The sequence below is a fragment of the Pseudomonas sp. 10S4 genome (genome assembly GCF_034344865.1).
Classification (GTDB): Bacteria; Pseudomonadota; Gammaproteobacteria; order Pseudomonadales; family Pseudomonadaceae; genus Aquipseudomonas.
This window is the reverse complement of sequence record NZ_CP133774.1, coordinates 2,896,282-2,919,430: the sequence shown is the minus strand read 5'-3', so window position 1 is coordinate 2,919,430 and position 23,149 is coordinate 2,896,282. Positions and strand designations below refer to the sequence as shown.

15 protein-coding genes and 4 pseudogenes are annotated in these 23,149 nt (G+C 59.9%); 8 read left to right on the top strand and 11 right to left on the bottom strand.

The window, feature by feature from the left end; translation table 11 throughout:
• Nucleotides 1-163: 163 nt before the first annotated feature.
• The 6 genes from RHM58_RS13335 to mreB all read right to left on the bottom strand — a co-directional run bounded on the left by RHM58_RS13335 (nt 164) and on the right by mreB (nt 8,967).
• The gene (locus RHM58_RS13335; RefSeq protein ID WP_322270554.1) at nt 164-3,967 is read right to left on the bottom strand and encodes a YhdP family protein; all 3,804 of its coding nucleotides are present in this window, start codon (nt 3,965-3,967) and stop codon (nt 164-166) included.
• Nucleotides 3,968-4,042: 75 nt separating this feature from the next.
• Nucleotides 4,043-5,500 (bottom strand): ribonuclease G, encoded by a 1,458-nt coding sequence (rng, locus tag RHM58_RS13330; RefSeq protein ID WP_201200562.1) that lies wholly within the window; start codon nt 5,498-5,500, stop codon nt 4,043-4,045.
• Between the two features lie 57 nt (nt 5,501-5,557).
• A complete protein-coding gene (locus RHM58_RS13325; RefSeq protein WP_201200561.1) occupies nt 5,558-6,157 on the bottom strand; it encodes a Maf family protein in 600 nt (199 codons plus the stop codon).
• Nucleotides 6,158-6,198: 41 nt separating this feature from the next.
• Nucleotides 6,199-6,690, bottom strand: coding sequence for a rod shape-determining protein MreD (gene mreD, locus RHM58_RS13320; protein WP_201200560.1), 492 nt, complete (start codon nt 6,688-6,690; stop codon nt 6,199-6,201).
• Nucleotides 6,690-7,787: a rod shape-determining protein MreC gene (gene mreC, locus RHM58_RS13315; protein ID WP_201205130.1), complete on the bottom strand. Its 1,098-nt coding sequence runs from the start codon at nt 7,785-7,787 to the stop codon at nt 6,690-6,692. Before mreC ends, mreD begins: the two co-directional genes overlap by 1 nt.
• A 142-nt stretch (nt 7,788-7,929) precedes the next feature.
• On the bottom strand, nt 7,930-8,967 hold the full coding sequence (gene mreB, locus RHM58_RS13310) for a rod shape-determining protein MreB (protein ID WP_002555108.1): 1,038 nt from the start codon (nt 8,965-8,967) through the stop codon (nt 7,930-7,932).
• A gap of 211 nt (nt 8,968-9,178) precedes the next feature.
• Here mreB and gatC point away from each other — a divergent pair, with 211 nt between their 5' ends.
• From gatC to RHM58_RS13280, 6 genes and pseudogenes are all read left to right on the top strand, one after another.
• A complete protein-coding gene (gatC, locus tag RHM58_RS13305; protein WP_007901429.1) occupies nt 9,179-9,466 on the top strand; it encodes an Asp-tRNA(Asn)/Glu-tRNA(Gln) amidotransferase subunit GatC in 288 nt (95 codons plus the stop codon).
• Nucleotides 9,467-9,482: 16 nt separating this feature from the next.
• Nucleotides 9,483-10,936: pseudogene (gene gatA, locus RHM58_RS13300) on the top strand (Asp-tRNA(Asn)/Glu-tRNA(Gln) amidotransferase subunit GatA).
• 10 nt (nt 10,937-10,946) lie between these two features.
• Nucleotides 10,947-12,392, top strand: coding sequence for an Asp-tRNA(Asn)/Glu-tRNA(Gln) amidotransferase subunit GatB (gene gatB, locus RHM58_RS13295; protein ID WP_201200558.1), 1,446 nt, complete (start codon nt 10,947-10,949; stop codon nt 12,390-12,392).
• Between the two features lie 221 nt (nt 12,393-12,613).
• Nucleotides 12,614-12,988: a septal ring lytic transglycosylase RlpA family protein gene (locus RHM58_RS13290; RefSeq protein WP_201256148.1), complete on the top strand. Its 375-nt coding sequence runs from the start codon at nt 12,614-12,616 to the stop codon at nt 12,986-12,988.
• 59 nt (nt 12,989-13,047) lie between these two features.
• Nucleotides 13,048-14,110, top strand: a pseudogene (locus RHM58_RS13285) (calcium/sodium antiporter).
• The gene (locus RHM58_RS13280; RefSeq protein WP_090175522.1) at nt 14,107-14,487 is read left to right on the top strand and encodes a carboxymuconolactone decarboxylase family protein; all 381 of its coding nucleotides are present in this window, start codon (nt 14,107-14,109) and stop codon (nt 14,485-14,487) included. Before RHM58_RS13285 ends, RHM58_RS13280 begins: the two are co-directional and overlap by 4 nt.
• Nucleotides 14,488-14,644: 157 nt before the next feature.
• On the opposite strand, the gene RHM58_RS13275 is transcribed toward RHM58_RS13280, so the two are convergent.
• The 5 genes and pseudogenes from RHM58_RS13275 to kdgD all read right to left on the bottom strand — a co-directional run bounded on the left by RHM58_RS13275 (nt 14,645) and on the right by kdgD (nt 21,286).
• On the bottom strand, nt 14,645-15,586 hold the full coding sequence (locus RHM58_RS13275) for an AEC family transporter (RefSeq protein ID WP_201256149.1): 942 nt from the start codon (nt 15,584-15,586) through the stop codon (nt 14,645-14,647).
• Nucleotides 15,587-15,771: 185 nt separating this feature from the next.
• Complete coding sequence (gene garD, locus RHM58_RS13270; RefSeq protein WP_201200545.1) at nt 15,772-17,325, bottom strand: galactarate dehydratase; 1,554 nt, start codon at nt 17,323-17,325, stop codon at nt 15,772-15,774.
• An 11-nt stretch (nt 17,326-17,336) separates the two neighbouring features.
• Nucleotides 17,337-18,704, bottom strand: a complete 1,368-nt coding sequence (locus RHM58_RS13265; protein ID WP_201200542.1) for an MFS transporter — start codon at nt 18,702-18,704, stop codon at nt 17,337-17,339.
• 164 nt (nt 18,705-18,868) lie between these two features.
• Nucleotides 18,869-20,315: pseudogene (locus tag RHM58_RS13260) on the bottom strand (aldehyde dehydrogenase family protein).
• 59 nt (nt 20,316-20,374) lie between these two features.
• Complete coding sequence (gene kdgD / locus RHM58_RS13255) at nt 20,375-21,286, bottom strand: 5-dehydro-4-deoxyglucarate dehydratase (RefSeq protein ID WP_201200540.1); 912 nt, start codon at nt 21,284-21,286, stop codon at nt 20,375-20,377.
• Nucleotides 21,287-21,521: 235 nt separating this feature from the next.
• Here kdgD and RHM58_RS13250 point away from each other — a divergent pair.
• Both RHM58_RS13250 and RHM58_RS13245 read left to right on the top strand, forming a co-directional pair.
• Nucleotides 21,522-22,825: pseudogene (locus RHM58_RS13250) on the top strand (phospholipase).
• 15 nt (nt 22,826-22,840) lie between these two features.
• Nucleotides 22,841-23,032, top strand: a complete 192-nt coding sequence (locus tag RHM58_RS13245; protein WP_201256151.1) for a hypothetical protein — start codon at nt 22,841-22,843, stop codon at nt 23,030-23,032.
• The last annotated feature ends 117 nt before the right edge of the window (nt 23,033-23,149 follow it).

Sequence of the window (23,149 nt, the reverse complement as noted above, 5' to 3'; positions counted from 1 at the left end):
GCCATTTCCTTATCTGGAATCAACACATACCTGTAGGAGCTGCCGCAGGCTGCGATCTTTTGATTTTCACAAGATCAAAAGATCGCAGCCTGCGGCAGCTCCTACAAGGGGCTTACGGCCATGCTACTCCATCGGTTTGGAGAGTGGCTTTTGAAAAAGAACATCAAAAAGGTTTATCCAGAGTGATCTTCGGCTCTTTCCATGGGCCTTTGACGGTGTATTTGACGCTGGCGAATCGCGCCACGCGGTCGCCGATCAGTTTGTCGATCAGGAACAGCGCACCACCAATGGCTGGCGCGCCGACAATCAGCGCAGCAATCGGCAGGTTGTTCGTCAGCGGCAGCGTCACCAGCAACTTGGCGTCGACATTATCGCCCACCAGATCCAGCGTGCCGTTGATCTCCAGATTGCTCGACGGACCGGTCAGCACAATCGGCTCGCGAGTGACATAAACCCCGCTGCTCGCCACCAACAGGCCTTTGACCCGGTCGTAGCTCAGACCTTTGCCAAACAGGTCGGAGAAGTCCAGGCGCAAGCGCCGACCAATAGAGTTGAAGTTAAGCAGACCAAATACCCGCAATGCCTGGGCACCACCCTCGACTTCGACAAACTGACCTTTGTTCAACGATGCATCGAGGCTGCCGGAGAACCGCTTGGTAGCCAACCAGGCCGGGGAGCCCGGCCATCGGCCATCGACATCCATGTGAAAGTCCTGACTGGTGACGCTCGGGGCAAAGCCCCAGCCCTTGAGCGAGTCGGCCAGGTTCTTGCCACTGATTCGGCCCTTGTACCAACTGCTGGTGGCACCCGGCGTTCCTTCCCAGCCCCCGTTGCCCTGCAACAGGATGCCCTTGAGGCCCATGTCCAGCGTATTGAGCGCAATGCCTTTGGCTGTCGGGCGGACTTTCAGCGACCAGGCGCCGACCAGGTCATCGCCCTGGAACAGCTGATTGATGAGGATATCCAGCGCGGGAATCTTCGTCGGGTCCACGGAAACCAGCGGGTCCGGCGAGTTTTCATCGGCCAGCACGGTCGGGTCGGGAGCCGGCAATTTCACGTATTGCAGATTGATGCCAATCGGCGTGGCTTTCGCGTCCGGGATAGTCACGCTGCCCTTGGCCTGTTGACTGTCGAGCTGCAAGGCCCAGACAGAAGGTTTGCGGGTCAACTGCACTGATGCTTGATCCAGTGTCGTACCGAAACCACTGAGCTTGCCGACTTTGAAGTCCGCGCCGCTGAGCAACTGCTTGGCGCTACCGCCCGGGTCCTGACCGGCGTACTTGTCCACAAGGTCTTTCCATGGGCCGACGTCCAGTTCCGACAGCACCCCACTGACGCGCAAGCCCTTGGTGGCCGGCAGCACGGCATTGCCGCCACCGAGGAACAACTCACCGCGACCGTCGCCGAAATTACCCGGCGGCGCCGCGAAAGTGAAATTCGCCAGGTCACCATAGCTGACCCAATAGCGCCGCTCCGGCCCTTGCAGGGTCATGCGGAACACCGTGTCACGCCCCACATCAGTGGCCATGCCGAACGGCGCCGGCAAATCGACGGCCACGCCTTTAAGGTTGGAGCTGACCATCAATTGGCTGTCCGGCCCATTGAGGTTCAGTTGCAGTTGGTAAGGGACCACGCCGGAAACCGGCAACGGCTGGGTCACGTTGAGCCAGTCCGTGAGTTTCTTGACCTCGACCTGACCGGATGCGCTGACCCGGGTATTGAGTTTGCCCGGGCTGCCATCGGCAAAAATCTGCGCGGTCACCGGTTTGTCGAAGGCTCTCGCGGTGATGTTCTGACCGCTCAAACCCTTGCTGCTGTCGAAACGGAAATCACCTTTGAGCTGAGTCAGTTCCAGCGTCGGCTCAGCCAGTTTCAGCCGGGCCCTGGCGGTCTTGAAGTCGACGATAATCTTCGGCAGATCACCTTTGGCCAGCGGGATGTCCAGTTTCAGCTTGCCCTGCAGGTCGCCATCGCCTTCCCAACCGGCAAAGGTGTCGGCGGTGCCGATCGGTGCTTGCTGAAGAATTTTCAGGCCATCGCCCAAGCCTCCGGCAAACGCACCGTCGAGGAACAGATGGACGTTTTGCCCGGCAGGGACATGCGGGATATTGACGTAGACATCGCTGACCTGAATGTCGAGCAACTGGCCCTTGCTGGCCAGAATCCGCACACCGCTGTCTTCGATAAACACATCGCCACTGACCTTGCTGACGTGCGGCCAACCCGGCTGGAATGCCAGTTCGGCGTCGTGAACCTTGAAGAACAGGCTGATGCTGCGAGCGTTTTCGGGGGCGCCATGGTTCAGCGAACCCTGGTACTGGAAGAAACCCTGGTCCACGGCACCTTTGAGAATCGCCGTGCGCAGCCATTCGTCCAGCGCCGGGCTGAGGACTTGCGGCAAGTACTTGGCGGTGTATTTGCCATCGCCGTCCACCAGGCCGACCCGCAGGTCCATGTAGTCTTCCTGGGTGTGATCGAAATGCAGGCGGATCAGGAAGTCGCCGGCGATCTTGCCCTCTTCGCCCAACACCTTCAGGTATGGCGCGATCAGCGTGAAGCCTTCTTTATCGAGTTTCCAGGTCAGCCGGGCATTGGCCTGGATGTACTGCCATGGCTTGGCGAAAATCGGGTCCAGGTGCAGGACGAAATCCTTGCTGTCCATGCGCAACTCGCCGTGACCGAGGTCACCGCTGATGCTGCCGCTGACATTCCGCGCTGCCGGTGCGCCGTGATAGGCGTCGAAACCGACCTGCTCCAGATTGGCGGCGAAACTGAATTTGCTGTCGTCCGTGGCATTGGGCCGCAGGTCGATCAACACGTTGCGCAATGCACCCGTGACCTTGAGCTTCTCGACAGCGGTGGCCACACCTTCAGGCAGTGGCCCCAGGGCATTGAGCAGCGGCGTGAGCGGCGCCAGGTCCAGACGGTCGGCTTGCAGATGCCAAAGCTCTTCGGTCTTGTCGGTGGCTTCGCTTTGTTTGAGTTGCAGGTGGCTTTCCCAGCGTGTGTCGCCCAGGTTCATGGCCAGGGAATCGAGGGTTACCACGGCGCCTTCGCTGCTACGCTGGAAGTAACCGTTCAGCGCCAGATTGTTGATCTGGATTGGCTTGCGCTCGGCGTAGGCGCCTTTGAGTTGCGGGGCGTTGAGGCGAATCGCCGCGCTTTGCACCGCGCCCTCACTCCAGCTCAGCCAAAGCTCGCCGCCGGCCTTGATCTCGGAAAAACCCCATTGCCGGGTCAGGCGTCCGGGCAACCATTTCGACCAGTCACTTTGCGGCAGACTCAGGTAAGCCTCGGCTTCGCCGTCCTTCCACGCACTGGCACGCACGCGAGTACGCAGGCTCATGGCCACTGGCTGACCATCGGGCAAGGTCAGGCGCACGTCGAGGCGCTGGCGGGAGGCGCCGGTTTTCAGGTTCAGGCCGACGTAGGTCAACGTCAACGGTTCATGGTCCACGGGCTGCAAGGTGATCTGGCTATCGAGTACCGACAGCTGTTCGATCATTTGCAGGCTATTGAGCAGTTGTTCCGGGTCGAGCGGCTGGTCCTGCCGCACCGGCAAACCTTCCAGCGCCCATTGACCGTCCTCGCCTTCCTTGAGGCTGATCTTCAGACCATTGAGTTCCAGGTGAGCAATGCGTACTTGCCGGGCCATCAGGCTGGCCCAGAGATCCGGCACGGCGCGCACGTTATCCAGGTGCAGGGCATTGCTGCCCTCGCCGACCGTCACGTCGTGAGCCAGCAGAATCGGCGCAAAACCGCTCCAGCTACCTTCCAGCCTGCCGATTTGCAGGGGCATGCCCAACGCGTCACTGGCCTTGGTCTCGATGTCGGCGCGGTATTCGGCCACCAGTGGCGTCAGTTCCCGACCGAGGCTGACGTACAACGCCATCAGCACCAGAACCAACGCACACAGGCCCAGCCCCCAGCGGGTCATTGCAGCCAAAATGCGTGTCAGACGGTCCATGTCAGTTGGCTCCCATGGCATAAATACTGCAAAAAGCTGAGGCCAGCCGTTCTAGTCGCGGTGAAACCTGGAGATTCAGAGCAGCACCACGTCGTATTGTTCCTGGGAATACATGGTTTCTACCTGAAATCGTATGGTGCGACCGATAAAGCCTTCCAGCTCGGCGACGTTGCCTGACTCTTCATCGAGCAAACGGTCCACCACTTTCTGGTTCGCCAATACACGATAGCCTTCAGCCTGATAGGCGCGGGCTTCGCGGAGGATTTCGCGGAAAATTTCGTAGCAGACCGTTTCCGGGGTCTTGAGCTTGCCGCGACCCTGGCAACTGCTGCACGGTTCGCACAGCACCTGTTCGAGACTTTCACGGGTGCGCTTGCGGGTCATCTGCACCAGGCCCAACTCGGTGATGCCGATGATGTTGGTCTTGGCGTGATCGCGCTCCAGTTGCTTCTCAAGCGTGCGCAGCACCTGGCGCTGGTGCTCTTCGTCTTCCATGTCGATGAAGTCGATGATGATGATCCCGCCCAGGTTGCGCAGGCGCAGCTGACGGGCAATAGCGGTGGCGGCTTCGAGGTTGGTCTTGAAGATGGTTTCTTCGAGGTTGCGATGGCCGACAAACGCACCGGTATTGACGTCGATGGTGCTCATGGCTTCCGCCGGGTCCACCACCAGATAACCACCGGACTTGAGCGGCACCTTGCGCTCGAGGGCTTTCTGGATTTCATCTTCGACACCGTACAGGTCGAAAATCGGCCGCTCGCCAGGGTAATGCTCAAGGCGATCGGCGATTTCCGGCATCAGCTCGGCGACGAATTGTGTAGTTTTCTGGAAGGTTTCCCGGGAGTCGATCCGGATCTTCTCGATCTTCGGGCTCACCAGGTCACGCAAGGTCCGCAGGGCCAGGCCGAGGTCTTCGTAGATCACGCTCGGGGCGCCGATGGTTTGGATCTGGGCGTTGATCTGGTCCCACAGACGGCGCAGGTAGCGGATGTCCATGAGGATTTCATCGGCCCCGGCGCCTTCGGCGGCAGTACGCAGGATGAAGCCGCCGGCTTCCTTGATGCCTTCTGTGGCCACGCAGTCGGTGACCACTTGCTTGAGGCGTTCGCGCTCGGCTTCGTCTTCAATCTTCAGGGAAATGCCGACATGGGCCGTGCGCGGCATGTACACCAGATAACGCGATGGAATCGACAGTTGCGTGGTCAGGCGCGCGCCCTTTGAGCCGATCGGGTCCTTGGTGACTTGCACCACCAGGCTCTGGCCTTCGTGCACCAGACTGCTGATGCTTTCTACCGCAGGGCCTTCACGCAGGGAAATTTCCGAGGCATGAATGAACGCTGCACGGTCCAGGCCGATGTCGACGAAGGCCGCCTGCATGCCCGGCAAAACACGTACGACTTTGCCTTTATAGATGTTGCCGACGATCCCGCGCTTTTGCGTGCGTTCGACATGAACCTCTTGCAGAACACCGTTTTCGACCACCGCCACGCGCGATTCCATCGGCGTGATGTTGATCAGAATCTCTTCACTCATGGCAGGGTCTCGTTCAGGCATGTTCACGATAATGGCCGCATCTTGTCAGTACGACGCTTAGCGCGCGTTAAGGGTTTGCCAACAGGGTATGCCGAAACGGCCGAGTAGTTCTGCGGTTTCGCACAGCGGCAGTCCGACCACCGCTGAATAGCTGCCATCGAGCCCAGCGACAAACACCGCGCCCAGTCCTTGAATACCATAGCCGCCGGCCTTGTCCCGGGGTTCGCCGCTGGCCCAGTAGGCCGCCGCTTCCTGAGCGCTGATCGGGCGAAAACGCACCAGACTGCGCACCACCAAAGACTCGCAACGCTCGTCGTCGAGCACCGCGATGGCCGTCAGGACTTCATGCTCATGACCGGACAATATTTTAAGCATGGCGCACGCATCGGCTTCGTCCACCGGTTTGCCGAGAATTTTTCCATCCAGCACCACCGCCGTGTCGGCGCCCAACACGCAAAACGACGCATCGGACACGACTGTGCCGCGCCCGGCCTCGGCCTTGCCGCGCGCCAGACGCTCGACATAAGCCGACGGGGTTTCGTCGTTTAAAGGGGTTTCATCGATGTCCGCACTGATGACGGAAAACGGCACGCCGATCTGCGTGAGCAGTTCACGTCGACGCGGCGAGCCAGAGGCGAGGTACAGCGGCTTACTCATCAAGACATCTCCCTGTCCAGTACGGGCTAATGCCTGACCGTTTAATTGATTTTGTAACGTCGACGCAAACCACGCAAACCGAAGCTGATCCACGGCCAGAGCAACGCACTCACCAAGGCTGGAAGTACCAACGCCAGGGTGGGTTGGCGGTTGCCGGTCAGGGCGCTGAGCCACAGTTGAACCAGTTGGGCCAGGCCGAAAATCACCAGAAGCACCAGGCACTGCTGCCACATCGGGAACATCCGCAGACGCTGTTGCAGCGACAGCACCAGGAAGGTGATGAGGGTCAGGATCAACGCATTCTGGCCAAGCAATGTGCCGTAGAGCACGTCTTCAGCCAGCCCCAGGCAAAAAGCGGTCACCATGCCGACTTTTTGCGGCATGGCCAGCGCCCAGAATGCCAGTAGCAACGCCAGCCAGAGCGGGCGCAGGATTTCCATGAATTGTGGCAACGGCGAAACGCTGAGCAACAGACCGATGGCGAAGGTCAGCCAGACGATCCAGCCGTTTCGGGATGCAGTCGCACCGGCCATTATTCTCTTCCCCCAGTGGTGGCCGGTGCAGAGACAGGCGGTTTGGCAGCAGGTTTCACAGCAGGCGGCTTGGCGACAGGCTTGGCCGGACGGGTGGTTGCCGCAGGCTTGGCAGGCGTTGTGGCAACTGGCGCTGTGGCCGGCGCAGCAACAGCTGGAGTCGGCACGACCGCAGGAATCGGCTTCGGCACGGTTGCCGGGATGATCGGCCCGCCGCCGTGTTGATCCAGAGCCTCCTGGGCCTGGGCTGCGTCGTTGGCGCGTTCTTCTGCGGTGCGACCATCGCTGAACACCAGCAGCAGATAACGGCTACGGTTCAAGGCTGCGGTCGGCACGGCGCGCACAATGGCAAACGGCTGGCCGGAATCGTGGATCACTTCCTTGACCGTTGCTACCGGGTAACCCGCCGGGAAACGCTGACCGAGGCCGGAGCTAACCAACAAGTCGCCTTCTTTAATGTCGGCAGTGTCGGCGACATGACGCAGTTCCAGGCGTTCCGGATTACCGGTGCCGCTGGCAATCGCCCGCAGGCCGTTACGGTTCACTTGCACAGGGATGCTGTGGGTCGTGTCTGTCAGCAACAATACGCGGGAGGTGTACGGCATCAACTCCACCACTTGGCCCATCAGGCCGCGGGCATCGAGCACCGGCTGACCGAGGACCACACCGTCGCGCTCACCTTTATTGATGATGATGCGATGGGTGAAGGGGTTGGGGTCCATGCCGATCAACTCGGCCACTTCGACCTTCTCGTTGACCAGCGCGGAGGAATTGAGCAACTCGCGCAGCCGAACGTTCTGCTCCGTGAGGGCGGCAAGCTTTTGCATGCGACCCTGCAGCAGCAGGTTTTCAGTCTTGAGTTTTTCGTTCTCGGCAACCAGTTCGGTACGGCTGCCAAATTGGCTGGCCACACCTTGCCATAGCCGCTGCGGCAGGTCGGTGATCCAGTAAGACTGCATCAGCACCAGCGACATCTGACTACGCACTGGCTTGAGCAGTGTGAAGCGGGCATCGACCACCATCAGCGCGACCGATAGCACGACCAGCACCAATAAGCGCACGCCCAGTGAGGGGCCTTTGGCGAAAAGCGGTTTAATAAGCCGCTCCTCCCAGGCAAATGTTCTCTTTATTCATACGGCATCAAACCGGCCTGGATGCAGACTGACAGAAGATAAACGCCAACAGGCAGCACTGCAAAGTGCTGCCTGCGCGCTCACAGCATAGATGCAACCCAACGACTTATTCGCTGGAGAGCAGGTCCATGGTGTGTTTATCCATCATTTCCAATGCACGGCCACCGCCGCGAGCAACACAGGTCAGCGGATCTTCGGCAACGATTACCGGCAGACCGGTTTCCTGGGCCAGCAACTTGTCGAGGTCGCGCAGCAAGGCGCCACCACCGGTCAGTACCAGGCCACGCTCGGCGATATCGGAAGCCAGTTCCGGAGGCGATTGCTCCAACGCGCTTTTGACAGCCTGAACGATGGTGGCCAGGGACTCTTGCAGAGCTTCCAGCACTTCATTGGAGTTCAGGGTGAATGCGCGTGGAACGCCTTCAGCCAGGTTACGGCCGCGAACGTCGACTTCACGCACTTCGCCGCCCGGGTAGGCAGTACCGATTTCCTGCTTGATGCGCTCGGCGGTGGATTCGCCGATCAGGCTGCCGTAGTTGCGACGTACATAGGTGATGATCGCTTCGTCGAAACGGTCGCCGCCAACCCGTACGGATTCGGCGTAAACCACACCGTTCAGGGAGATCAACGCGATTTCAGTGGTACCACCACCGATATCGACAACCATCGAACCGCGTGCTTCTTCAACTGGCAGGCCGGCACCGATCGCAGCAGCCATTGGCTCTTCGATCAGGAACACTTCACGTGCACCGGCACCAAGGGCCGATTCACGGATGGCACGACGCTCCACCTGGGTGGATTTGCACGGAACGCAGATCAGCACACGAGGGCTAGGCTGCAGGAAGCTGTTTTCGTGAACCTTGTTGATAAAGTACTGCAGCATCTTTTCGCAGACGCTGAAGTCGGCAATGACGCCGTCTTTCATCGGACGAATGGCAGCAATGTTGCCCGGCGTACGACCAAGCATGCGCTTCGCTTCGGTGCCGACAGCAACGACACTTTTCTGGTTACCGTGTGTCCGAATAGCCACAACGGAGGGCTCATTCAGGACGATTCCGCGCTCGCGCACGTAAATAAGGGTGTTGGCAGTGCCCAGGTCAATGGAAAGATCGCTGGAAAACATGCCACGCAGTTTCTTGAACATGGGAAAGGGACCCTAGGCAACGCGTGGGTAAAAAAGTGCGGCAAACTCTAACAACGACAGGGATTTTGGGCAAGGCGCCAATATGTTAAATTGGCCGCTTTTCTGTGCACCAACCCCCACAATCGCGGCCTTATGACCGTAGAAATGCGGTAGTGTTCCGACAATCTAACACACGGACGCCGTCCGTTCTGTTTTCCACTGGAGAATCGCAATGGCGCTTGAACGCTCCGACGTGGAAAAAATCGCACATCTGGCCTGCCTTGGCCTGAATGATGCCGATCTTCCACACATCACTTCGGCCCTGAACAGCATTCTCGGGCTGGTCGACGAAATGCAGGCAGTCAATACCGATGGTATCGAGCCGCTGGCCCACCCACTGGAAGCCAGCCAGCGCCTGCGTGCAGACGTCGTGACCGAGACCAATCATCGCGAGGCCTATCAGTCCATCGCACCAGCGGTCGAAAACGGCCTGTACCTGGTTCCGAAAGTCATCGACTAAAGGGAAAGAGCCTGCAATGCATCAAATGACTCTGGCCGAGATCGCCCGCGAGACTCGCCGATAAAAAGTTTTCTTCCGAAGAGCTGACCAAAGTCCTGCTGGCGCGTATCGCCCAGCTCGATCCACAGCTCAACAGTTTCATCAGCCTCACCGAAGACCTGGCGCTCCAGCAGGCGAAAGCCGCTGACGCACGCCGCGCCAATGGTGAGAGCGGCGCCCTGCTCGGCGCGCCGATAGCCCACAAAGACCTGTTCTGCACGCAAGGCATCCGCACCAGCTGTGGCTCGAAGATGCTCGACAACTTTAAAGCACCGTACGACGCCACCGTGGTCGCCAAACTGGCCGCTGCCGGCGCCGTGACGCTCGGCAAGACCAACATGGACGAATTCGCGATGGGCTCGTCCACCGAGTCGAGTTACTACGGCGCGGTGAAAAACCCGTGGAACCTGGAACACGTGCCGAGGCGGTTCGTCCGGTGGTTCGGCTGCCGCGGTTGCCGCTCGTCTGTTGCCAGCCGCGACGGCTACCGACACCGGTGGCTCGATCCGCCAACCGGCGGCGTTCACCAACCTCACTGGCCTGAAACCGACCTACGGTCGTGTTTCGCGTTGGGGCATGATCGCTTATGCCTCTAGCCTCGACCAAGGCGGCCCGTTGGCGCGCACGGCTGAAGACTGCGCGATCCTGCTGCAAGGCATGGCCGGTTTCGATACCAAGGACTCCACCAGCATCGACGAGCCTGTGCCGGATTACAGCGCCAGCCTCAATACGTCGCTCAAAGGCCTGCGCATCGGCGTGCCGAAGGAATACTTCAGCGCCGGTCTCGACCCTCGCATCGCCGAGCTGATCCACAACAGCGTCAAGGAGCTGGAAAAGCTCGGTGCCGTGATCAAGGAAATCAGCCTGCCGAACATGCAGCACGCGATTCCTGCGTACTACGTGATCGCTCCGGCAGAAGCCTCCTCCAACCTGTCGCGTTTCGACGGTGTGCGTTTCGGCCACCGCTGCGCCGATCCGAAGAACCTGGAAGACCTGTACAAACGTTCCCGTGGCGAAGGCTTTGGCCCGGAAGTGCAGCGCCGGATCATGGTCGGGGCCTACGCGCTGTCGGCTGGTTACTACGACGCCTACTACCTGAAGGCGCAGAAGATCCGTCGCTTGGTGAAGAACGATTTCATGGCCGCCTTCACTGAGGTCGACATCATCCTCGGCCCAACCACGCCGAACCCGGCCTGGAAGATTGGTGCCAACAAAAACGATCCGATCGCCGAGTACCTGGAAGATATCTACACCATCACCGCCAACCTCGCGGGCCTGCCGGGCTTGTCCATGCCAGCTGGTTTTGTCGACGGTCTGCCGGTCGGCGTGCAATTGCTCGCCCCGTATTTCCAGGAAGGTCGCCTGTTGAACGTTGCCCATCAGTATCAGTTACACACTGACTGGCACACCCGCACCCCAACCGGCTTCTGAGGAGAAACACATGCAATGGGAAGTCGTGATCGGGCTGGAGATTCATACCCAGCTCACCACCCGGTCGAAAATCTTTTCCGGTAGTTCCACCACCTTCGGTTCCGAGCCGAACACCCAGGCCAGCCTGATAGACCTGGGCATGCCCGGCGTACTGCCAGTGCTGAACCAGGAAGCGGTGCGCATGGCGGTGATGTTCGGCTTGGCAATCGATGCCGAGATCGGCCAGCACAACGTGTTCGCCCGTAAAAACTATTTCTACCCGGACCTGCCCAAGGGCTACCAGATCAGCCAGATGGAATTGCCGATCGTCGGCAAAGGCCACCTGGACATCGCCATGGACGACGGCACGATCAAACGTGTCGGCGTGACCCGTGCGCACCTGGAAGAAGACGCCGGTAAAAGCCTGCACGAAGAGTTCAACGGCGCCACCGGCATCGACTTGAACCGCGCCGGCACGCCGCTGCTGGAAATCGTTTCCGAGCCGGACATGCGCAGCGCCAAGGAAGCCGTGGCCTACGTCAAGACCGTCCACGCGCTGGTGCGCTATCTGGGGATCTGCGACGGCAACATGGCCGAAGGCTCGCTGCGTTGCGACTGCAACGTGTCGATCCGTCCGAAAGGCCAGGTCGAATTCGGCACGCGCTGCGAGATCAAGAACGTCAACTCGTTCCGCTTTATCGAGAAGGCGATCAACAGCGAAGTACGCCGTCAGATCGAGCTGATCGAAGACGGCGGCAAAGTGATCCAGCAGACTCGCCTGTACGATCCGAACAAGGACGAAACCCGTCCAATGCGCAGCAAAGAGGAAGCCAACGACTACCGTTACTTCCCCGATCCGGACCTGCTGCCGGTGGTGATCGAGGACTCGTTCCTCAATGACGTGCGCGCTACCCTGCCGGAACTGCCGCCGCAGAAACGCGAGCGCTTCCAGGCGCAGTTCGGTCTGTCGGTCTACGACGCCAGTGTCCTGGCCACCAGCCGTGAGCAAGCCGATTACTTCGAGAAAGTCGCGAGCATCGGCGGCGACGCCAAGCTGGCGGCCAACTGGGTGATGGTTGAACTGGGCAGCCTGTTGAACAAACAGGGCCTGGACATCGAGCAGTCGCCGGTCTCGGCCGAGCAACTGGGCGGCATGTTGCTGCGCATCACCGACAACACCATCTCCGGCAAAATCGCCAAGGTTGTGTTTGAAGCGATGGCCAACGGCGAAGGCAGCGCGGACGAGATCATCGACAAGCGCGGCCTCAAGCAAGTGACTGACAGCGGCGCGATCTCGGCGGTACTGGACGAAATGCTCGCAGCCAATGCCGAACAAGTTGAACAGTACCGCGCGGCAGACGAAGCCAAACGCGGCAAGATGTTCGGCTTCTTCGTCGGCCAGGCCATGAAAGCCTCCAAAGGCAAGGCCAACCCGCAACAGGTCAACGAACTGCTGAAAAGCAAGCTCGAAGGCTGATGAGAATAGAGCCAGCACTCAAAACTGGCTCAATTCCCTGTGGGAGCGGGCTTTTGTGGCGAGGGGCTTGCCCCCGTTGGGTCGCGAAGCGGCCCCAATATCTGAATTCGGGTCATCTCTGGCACACCGAGTTTTCAGGTTTTGGGCCTGCTGCGCAGTCCAACGGGGGCAAGCCCCTCGCCACACAGCCCGCTCCCACATTTGTTTCAGGGAAACCTTTTATGAAGCGTCTACTGAGTGCCTGCGCCCTGCTCTCTTTGCTGGCCGGTTGCGCCAGCAACGACATCATCGACCCACACGGTTACGACCAGACCGGCACGGCGTCCTATTACGGCGCCAAGCACCACGGCAAACGGACCGCCAGTGGCGAGCCGTTCAACCAGAATGCCCTGACCGCCGCCCATCGCCAGTTGCCGTTCGGCACCCGGGTGAAGGTCACGAATTTGAACAACGACAAATCCTGTGTGGTGCGCATCAATGATCGTGGCCCGCATACTCGCGGACGCTTGATCGACCTGTCCCGCGCAGCCGCCGCGCAGTTGGGCATGGTCAGCAGCGGCACCGCACGGGTTCGCGTGCAAGCCCTCGATAACTAACCCCTGCCACCGATGGAGCCCAGGCCATTTACGGATTAGCCGACATCCCCCTGCTGAGCGTGATCGAACTGCTCAGCGGCCTGTTTCTACTGATCGCCGGCGCCGAGCTGATGGTCCGCGCCGCCGTACGCCTGGCCGCGCGCCTGCATGTGCGGCCGCTGATCATCCGCCCTGACCATCGTCGCCCTCAGCAGCAGCGCCCCGCAGATGGCCGTCAGCCTGCAAGCCATGCTTACGCAAAACGCCGACATTGCCGTCGGCAGCGTGATCGGCAGCAGCATTTTCAACATCCTCGTCACCCTTGGCCTGTCGGCGCTGATCATTCCGTTGCGGGTGTCGCGTCAGTTGGTGCGCCTGGACATTCCGCTGATGATCGGCGCCAGCCTGCTGGTGTGCGTATTGGCCTGGAACGAAAGACTGACCCGCCTCGACGGTGTGATTCTGCTGGCCGCACTGGTGTTGTACCTCGGCCTGCTGCTTCGCCAGTCACGGCACTCGGCCCGTCCGCAAACGAACCACGAAGCCACGTCACAAGCCCCGTGGTTCAGCAGCCTGCTGATGATCTTCGCCGGGCTGGCAATGTTGGTGTACGCCGGTCACTTGTTGTTGGGCGCGGCCGTTTCCGTCGCCAGCGACTTGGGGCTGTCGGAGCGGATCATCGGCCTGACCGTCGTCGCCATCAGCACCTCCCTGCCCGAGCTCGCCACCTCGCTGATCGCCGCGCTGCGCGGTCAACGGGAGATTGCCGTGGGCAACGTGATCGGCAGTAACCTGTTCAACCTGTTGGGCGTGCTCGGCTTTACCGCACTGGTGGCGCCATCGCCGCTGTCGGTTTCGCCCAATGCCCTGGACTTCGATTTGCCGGTGATGCTCGGCGTCGCCGTACTCTGCCTGCCGCTGTTTTATACCGGCTACCGGATAACCCGGGCCGAAGGATTGCTGTGCCTGGGTTTGTACCTGGCGTACGGCCTGCACATGGTGTCGTTCACCACCGGGATGCCGCTGGCCGGCAAACTTGAACACCTGATGCTGTTTTTCGTATTGCCGGCGCTGTTGGCGTTCTTGCTGTTCACGTCGCTGCGCGCCTGGCGTCGCCAACACCACAAGAGGGATGTGCAATGACCGACAACAAAAAGCCCGGCGTTGAAGTTCGACGCCAAGTGATGGGCGATGCTTTCGTCGACCGGGCGCTGGGCAATGCCACCGAGTTCAGTCAGCCGCTGCAGGATTTCGTCAATGAACATGCTTGGGGCAGCGTCTGGAATCGTGAAGGTCTGCCGCTGAAAACCCGCAGCCTGATCACCCTCGCCGCGCTGACCGCGTTGAAGTGCCCGCAAGAGCTGAAAGGTCACGTGCGCGGTGCACTGAACAACGGCTGCACCGTGGAAGAGATTCGCGAGGCGTTGCTGCATTGCGCGGTGTATGCCGGAGTGCCGGCGGCGATTGATGCGTTTCGGGCGGCGCAGGAAGTGATCGATAGCTATCAGAAGCCGGAATAAGTCGCTGGCATTTGTGGTGACTGTTCGGCCGTCTTCGCGAGCAAGCCCGCTCCCACAGTGGATTTGAGTCGTACACATATTTTGTGTCCACTGGAGATCCACTGTGGGAGCGGGCTTGCTCGCGAAGAGGCCCTAAAGAACACCACAAATCCTGAAGTCAGATCCACCCACCCCACTGCAACACAAATATCCCCAGATTGGTGGTCACTGCCGCCATCAACGTGGTGATTACAATAATCGCCGCCGCCAGTTCATGATTGCCATTGGCCTGACGCGCCATGACAAAACTCGCCGCCGCCGTTGGGCTGCCGAAGTACAGAAACAGAATCCCCAACTCCGCCCCACGAAAGCCGCACAGCCAGGCACCAGCGGTCGCCAGCAGCGGCAGGCCGATCATCTTCACCAGGCTTGAACTCAGCGCCATGTTGCCGCTTTTGCGCAATGCCGCCAGTGACAGCGTGCCGCCGATGCAGATCAGCGCCAATGGCAACGTGGTTTGCGCCAGATACTGACCGGACGCCTCCAGCCAACCCGGCAAACTGATCTTGAAATAGGCACACGGCGCTGCCGCAATCACGCTGATGATCAGCGGGTTGGCCATCACGCTTTTGCAGATACTCCACGGATCGGACTTGATCACCGGGCTGTACACCGCCAGCACGATGGTCGAGAGGGTGTTGTAGAAGAGAATGACGAGCGCCGCAAGAATCGCCCCGAGGGAAATCCCGTAGTCGCCGTACATGCTCGCCGCCAGGGCCAGGCCGATGACGCCGTTGTTCCCGCGAAACGCGCCTTGGGTGTAGATGCCCCGGTCTTCTCTCGGACACTTCCAGATCGCCCAACCCCAGGCGATGGCGAAACACACCAGCGTGGCAACGGAGAAGTAAATCAGCAGCGCCGGTTGCAGCGCGGCGTGCAGATCCGCGTGCAAGATGCCCAGAAACAGCAGCGCCGGCATGGTGACGTTGAACACCAGGGCCGACGCGGTATGGATGAAGTTGTCGTTGATCCAGTTGATGCGCTTGAGCAGCACACCCAGAAACAGCATGGCAAACACCGGCGCGGTGATGTTCAGGGTTTCGAGGAAAATTGCCAGCATGCCGGGGGAACCTTGGGTGGGCGTTGTCAGGGGGCTAATGATAAGCCACCCGGTCCTTTGGCGTCTGTTAGACCGCTATCGCGAGCAAGCTCGCTCCCACATTTGTCCAATGCCAAACACAACATATGTGCGCGACGAAAATCCAATGTGGGAGCGAGCTTGCTCGCGATGCAGGCGACTCGGTCTCAGGTGATGGGCGCCGGGTTGAACAACGTGATGTCGTTATGCAGCTTATGCCGCTCCGCCCACGTCTGCTTCTTGCCGCTGGCCACGTCCAGGTAGTAGTGAAACAACTCCCAGCCCAAATCCTCAATCGAAGCCCGACCCGTCGCAATCCGCCCGGCATCGATATCAATCAGGTCCGGCCAACGCTGCGCCAGTTCAGTCCGGGTCGAGACCTTCACCACCGGCGCCATCGCCAAACCATACGGCGTGCCACGCCCGGTGGTGAACACGTGCAGGTTCATCCCCGCCGCCAGTTGCAACGTCCCGCAGACAAAGTCACTGGCCGGGGTCGCGCAGAAGATCAGGCCTTTGCGCTTGAAGCGCTCGCCAGGGCCAAGCACGCCATTGATCGCGCTGCTGCCGGATTTGACGATCGAACCCAACGACTTCTCGACAATGTTCGACAACCCGCCCTTCTTGTTCCCCGGCGTGGTGTTGGCGCTGCGATCCGCTTCGCCCTTGGCCAGGTAACGGTCGTACCAGTCCATTTCCCGCACCAGCTCCTCGGCGACTTCTTTGCTTTCGGCCCGGGAGGTCAGCAGGTAAATCGCGTCGCGCACTTCGGTGACTTCGGAAAACATCACCGTCGCACCGGCCCGCAGCAACAAGTCCGAGGCATAGCCCAGCGCCGGGTTGGCGGTGATGCCGGAGAACGCATCGCTGCCGCCGCACTGCATGCCCAGGATCAGTTCGGACGCCGGCACGGTTTCCCGGCGACGTTGATCGAGCTTCTTCAAACGGGTTTCGGCCAGCGCCATGATCTGCTCGATCATCTCGGTGAAACCATGACTCGAATCCTGCAAGCGATATAGCCACGGCTCGCTCAAATCCACCGAGCTGTCGTTGTCGTGCATCACCTGCCCGGCCTGCAATTTTTCGCAACCGAGGCTGATCACCAGCGCTTCACCACCCAGGTTCGGGTTGCGCGCCAGGTTGCGCACGGTGCGAATCGGGATGTACGCGTCGGTGGCGGTGATCGCCACGCCGCAGCCGTAACTGTGGGTCAGCGCCACCACGTCATCGACGTTCGGATAACGCGGCAGTAACTCGTCCTTGATGCGCTTGACCGCATGATTGAGCACGCCAGTGACGCATTGCACGGTCGTTGTAATCCCGAGAATATTGCGCGTGCCAACGGTACCGTCGGCGTTGCGGTAACCCTCGAATGTAAAGCCTTCCAGCGGTGCCTGCGCCGCCGGCACTTCGGTGGACAGCGGCAGGCTGTCCAGCGGTGGCGCGGTGGGCATACGCAGTTGATCTTCCTTGACCCAACTGCCGCGCGGAATCGGCTGCAAGGCGTAGCCGATGGTCTGGCCGTAGCGAATCACCTGGCCGCCCTCGGGAATGTCTTCGAGGGTGACTTTATGGCTCTGCGGCACGAAATCCACCGTCACCAGACCATCGGGAAACTCGGTGCCGGCCGGCACGCCCTGGTCATTGACCACGATCACCACATTGTCCCGCTCGTGCAGGCGGATGTAGCGCGGCGAGTCGGAATGTTCAATCAACTGCATGACGCCGCTCCTCAGGAATGCGCTCGGGATAATTTGTTGGTCATTTCAGGACCATTGACGGGAGGCTCTTTCAACACGACGCGTTTGATCGGGCCGACGATCACCAGATAACTGAACACCGCCACCAACGCATTGCAACCGACAAACACCAGCGCCCACTTGAACGATCCAGTGGTGGCGATGATGTAGCCGATGACGATCGGCGTGGTGATCGAGGCGATGTTGCCGAACATGTTGAACAGGCCGCCACTCAAACCGGCGATCTGTTTCGGCGAGGTGTCCGAGACCACGGCCCAGCCCAGCGCGCCAACGCCTTTGCCGAAGAATGCCAATGCCATGAAGCCGACGACCATCCATTCCACGTCCACGTAATTGCAGGCGACGATGGTGGTCGAGAGCAGCAGACCGCCAATGATCGGCGCCTTGCGGGCGAAGGTCAGCGAGTGGCCCTTGCGCAGCAGGTAGTCGGAAATGATCCCGCCGAGTACACCGCCGATGAAGCCGCAGATCGCCGGCAACGACGCGATGAAACCGGCCTTGAGAATGGTCATGCCGCGTTCCTGCACCAGGTACACCGGGAACCAGGTCAGGAAGAAGTAGGTGATGCCGTTGATGCAGTATTGGCCCAGGTACACGCCGAGCATCATGCGGTTGGTCAGCAACTGGCGAATGTAGTCCCACTTCGGACCGTCGACCTTTTGGCCTTTGCCTTTGTCTTGATCCATGTCCACCAGGCCGCCGTTGTCGGCGATGTGCTGGAACTCGGCGTCGTTGATCATTGGGTGCTGGCGCGGGCTGTGGATAAGTTTCAGCCAGAGCAGCGAGAACACGATGCCGATGCCGCCCATGACCACGAATACATGCTGCCAGCCGAAGGTGTAGACGATCCAGCCCATCAGCGGCGCGAAGATCACCGTGGCGAAGTATTGCGCCGAGTTGAAGATTGCCGAAGCGGTACCGCGTTCAGCGGTCGGGAACCAGGCCGCCACAATGCGGGCGTTGCCAGGGAACGACGGCGCTTCGGCCAGGCCCACCAGGAAGCGCAGCATGAACAGCGCGACGATGGCGGTGGAAACCCCGAACTCACCGACATAGCCCTGGAGCACGGTGAACAGCGACCAGGTGAAGATGCTCAGTGCGTATACTTTTTTCGAGCCAAAACGGTCCAGCAACCAGCCACCGGGAATTTGCCCGGCCACGTAGGCCCAACCGAACGCAGAGAAGATAAAGCCGAGGGTGACCGCGTCGATGCCGAGGTCTTTTTGCAGGCTGGAGCCGGCGATAGCGATCGTAGCCCGGTCGGCGTAGTTGATCGTGGTCACCAGAAACAGCATGAGCAGGATCAAATAGCGGACGTGAGTCGGCTTGGTCGATGACATGTAGATGTACTCCCACTGATTATTTTTATGCGGGGTGAATCTTTAGTTTTTCTGTGGGAGCGAGCTTGCTCGCGATGGTGGTCAACGATGACACGGGGCATCAGGTTTACCACCGCGTCCTCAAGACCATCGCGAGCAAGCTCGCTCCCACAGGGGTATTGCGTTTACGATCCGATGTAGGAGGTCTTCACCACGGTGTAGAACTCTTGCGCATAACGACCTTGCTCACGTGAGCCATAGGATGAACCTTTACGGCCACCGAACGGAACGTGGTAATCCACACCGGCGGTCGGCAGGTTGACCATTACCATTCCGGCCTGGGAATGGCGTTTGAAGTGGTTGGCGTACTTCAACGAGGTGGTGGCGATGCCCGCCGACCAGCCCGAACTCGGTGTCGTTGGCCATGGCCAGTGCTGCCTCGTAATCCGCCACGCGAACCACGTTGGCTACTGGGCCGAAGATCTCTTCGCGGCTGATACGCATCGCTGCTTCGCTGTCGGCAAACAGCGTTGGCGCGAGGTAGTAGCCTTCGGTGTCGCACGTCACCAAGCCACCGCCGCTGACCAGACGCGCACCTTCGGACTGGCCGATGTCGATGTACTTCAAGTCTTGCTCAAGCTGAGCCTGGGACACCACTGGACCGATGTCGGTGCCGGTTTTTAGTGCGTGGCCGACCTTGATCGACTTCATGCGCTCGGCCACGGCTTCAACGAACTTGTCGTGAATCCCGGCAGTAACGATGAAACGGCTCGAGGCGGTGCAACGCTGGCCGGTGGAGTAGAACGCGCTCTGTACCGACAGCTCGACCGCTTGCTTGAGGTCGGCGTCGTCGAGAATGATCTGCGGGTTCTTGCCGCCCATTTCCAGCTGAACTTTCGCTTGGCGCGAGACACAGCTGACGGCGATCTGACGACCGACACCGACCGAACCGGTGAAGCTGATGCCGTCGACTTTCGGGCTCTGCACCAGCGCATCGCCAACCACACGACCGCTGCCCATCACCAGGTTGAACACGCCGGCCGGGAAACCTGCGCGGGAGATGATTTCAGCGAGGGCCCAGGCGCAACCTGGAACCAGATCCGCCGGTTTCAGCACGACGCAGTTGCCGTAGGCCAGGGCCGGGGCGATTTTCCACGCAGGGATGGCGATCGGGAAATTCCACGGGGTGATCAGACCGACCACGCCCAAGGCTTCGCGAGTGACTTCGACATTCACACCCGGACGCACCGACGGCAGGTAGTCGCCGGACAGACGCAGGCATTCACCGGCGAAGAACTTGAAGATGTTGCCGGCGCGAGTCACTTCGCCGATGGCTTCCGGCAGGGTCTTGCCCTCTTCCCGGGCCAGCAAGGTGCCGAGTTCTTCACGGCGGGCGAGGATTTCAGTGCCGACTTTATCCAGCGAATCGTGGCGAGCCTGGATGCCCGAGGTCGACCAGGCCGGGAACGCAGCGCGAGCGGCGTCGATGGCGGCGTGGACCTGAGCCAGATCGGCTTTGGCGTATTCACCGATGGTGTCGGTCAACTCGGACGGGTTGATGTTGCGGCAGTAATCGCTGCCCGCAATCCATTCACCGTTGATGTAGTTATCAAAACGCTTTGAATCAGCCACAGAATTTCTCCTACGCAAAAGGCCGCTGATCACTCAGCGGCCTTGTTTAATCGGGATGGTTACTGAGCACCTTGCTTGTCGATCAGCGCGGCGAGCATTTCGTACTCTGCGCCCGTCAGATCGGTCAGCGGTGCACGCACAGGACCTGCGTCATAGCCGGCAATTTTTGCCCCGGCCTTGACGATGCTCACCGCGTAACCGGCTTTGCGGTTGCGGATGTCCAGGTACGGCAGGAAGAAGTCGTCGATGATCTTGCCGACGGTGGCGTGATCGTCGCGAGCGATGGCGTGGTAGAAATCCATCGCGGTTTTCGGGATGAAGTTGAACACCGCCGAGGAGTAAACCGGTACGCCCAGCGCCTTATAAGCAGCGGCATACACTTCGGCGGTCGGCAAACCACCCAGGTAGCTGAAGCGATCACCGAGGCGGCGACGGATCGACACCATCAATTCGATATCGCCCAGGCCATCTTTGTAGCCGATCAGGTTCGGGCAGCGTTCGGCCAGACGTTCCAGCAGCGGCGCGGTCAGGCGGCAGACATTGCGGTTGTAGACCACGACGCCGATTTTCACCGACTTGCAGACCGCTTCAACGTGGGCGGCAACGCCGTCCTGGCTGGCTTCGGTCAGGTAGTGCGGCAGCAGCAACAGGCCTTTGGCGCCCAGACGTTCGGCTTCCTGTGCGTATTCGATGGCTTGACGAGTCGAACCGCCTACACCGGCCAGGATTGGCACGCTGGTTTCGCAGGTGTCGACAGCGGTCTTGATGATTTCCGAGTATTCGCTGGCCGCCAGAGAGAAGAACTCACCGGTGCCGCCCGCGGCGAACAGTGCCGTGGCGCCGTATGGGGCCAGCCACTCGAGACGTTTGATGTAGCCCGCGCGATGGAAATCGCCCTGAGCATTGAAATCGGTGACCGGGAAAGACAGCAGGCCGGAAGAGAGGATGGACTTCAGTTCTTGTGGATTCATTATTCGAACACCCTGGATAGCAACGTATGTGTGAGAAAACCGTTCAGCCTTCCCGAAGTTGTAGGTCATCGTACAACTTAAAATATAACCGTCAACTGCATTTCATCGCCGACCTCAAAGTTTGAGTCAGAAAAGGCGATTCCTTGACGTAGGAAGATTCTCGACTAAGCTTTATTTAACTGTATATACATACAGCTAAATACGAACTTACCTACGACATATCAAGGAGCTAGAAATGTCAGGTCTACACACGCAACCCCAGGACCAACCGAAACAGGTGATCGCCCGGTTCGATGATCTTTTTCTGAACGCGGCATCGCCATCACCGGGGACAACGATCACCTGGTGCTGCACATTGCCGAGCATCACAGTCATCCGCAGCAGCCGACTTCGGCCTCCGGCAAAGCCTTGACCGGCAAGCCACCGCTGAAGTTCGAGGGCGGTGAACACACAGCCATTGGCGACAACACCCTGCTGCGCTTCGTCGAAAACGCCGAACCGATCCTCGCCCATAACGTGCAACTGCATCTAACCAACGGGTTGGCGCCGACTTACGGCCAGGTGCTGGCATTGGGCGGTGATTTCTATGGCATCCCGGATCGCCCGATCAGCGACGGCACTACCCCGGCGGATCGCCTGAACCGTTTTATCGCCGCTTTCGACACGCTGGCCGTGTTGTCCGCATCAAAAGCAGAGGCGGTAAACATCCTCGCCGTGATGCAAAAAGAAATCGACGCCGTGAACCAGGCGATCAAGGACGGTAAGCAGCCCCACGAAGCCTACGACGCCCTCGGAGATACGTTGTCGGAAGAGTGGAACAAAATCACCGGTGGTGGCAGTTTCGTCTCGGCACTGATCCCGCTGGGGCGTTACTTGAAACTGGCGGCGAACAACGCCGACCATTTTGGCGAATGGGCACAGCAGGCTTACATCGCCGGCCACACCGCCGCGCTTCAGCACGCCGCAGCGGCCCGCACCGCTCAAGATGAAAAACAGTTGGAAGTCGCCTATGCGATGAATGCCTTTGCCGATCACTTCCTTACTGACCTGTTTTCCGCCGGCCACTTGCGGGTGCCGCGCAAAGCAATGGCAGCAGCGGTGACGCCGAGTGACCTGGGCTCGCTGATTACCCGCTTCATGCACGACGAAGACAGCAAATTCGGCCTCAATGTGCGCAATGGCAACGGCGAGCAATGGCGTGCGTATGGGGACAAGCGCTACTTCGATGCTATCGACAGTGCCAACCGTATTCACGTCAACAAAGCGGTTCAGGTGTCAGCGGATGAAGTGTTCGCGACTTACCTCAGCGGGACTGTTCCAGCACCCAGCAGCTTTGCGGCGCTGAAACAACTGCCTGACCTGCAAGCCGTGCTGAACCTGGCGACCAACTTCTCGCCGCTGTTCCGGCTCGAGGGCAGCAAAGTGCTGCGACGCAAGGATGTGAACAACCTCAACGACACCGCCACCGTCGACGACTGGTGGGGCTGGAGCACTTATCTGCTGCTCAAGGACTACCACCCAACTGGCAACGTTGCCTGATAAGGAGATCTGAAGATGACGATTAAATTGAAATTGGAACTGGCCTCGGGCCAATCACTGAAGGGTGCACCGTTGGAGTTGTTGTCCAAGGGTCTGCCGATTGCACGGGCGGTGGTGGATGCTCAGGGGCAGGTAGTTTTTGATGCCAAGCCTGGGACGGCTGAATTGGCGGTGCGGGTGGATCGGGGGATTTTGAAGGCTGGCTGAGGGCATTGCGTAACGGCATCTGGCCTCTTCGCGAGCAAGCCCGCTCCCACAATGGATCTTCGGTGAACACACTATTTGTGAACGCCGCAGATCAAATGTGGGAGCGGGCTTGCTCGC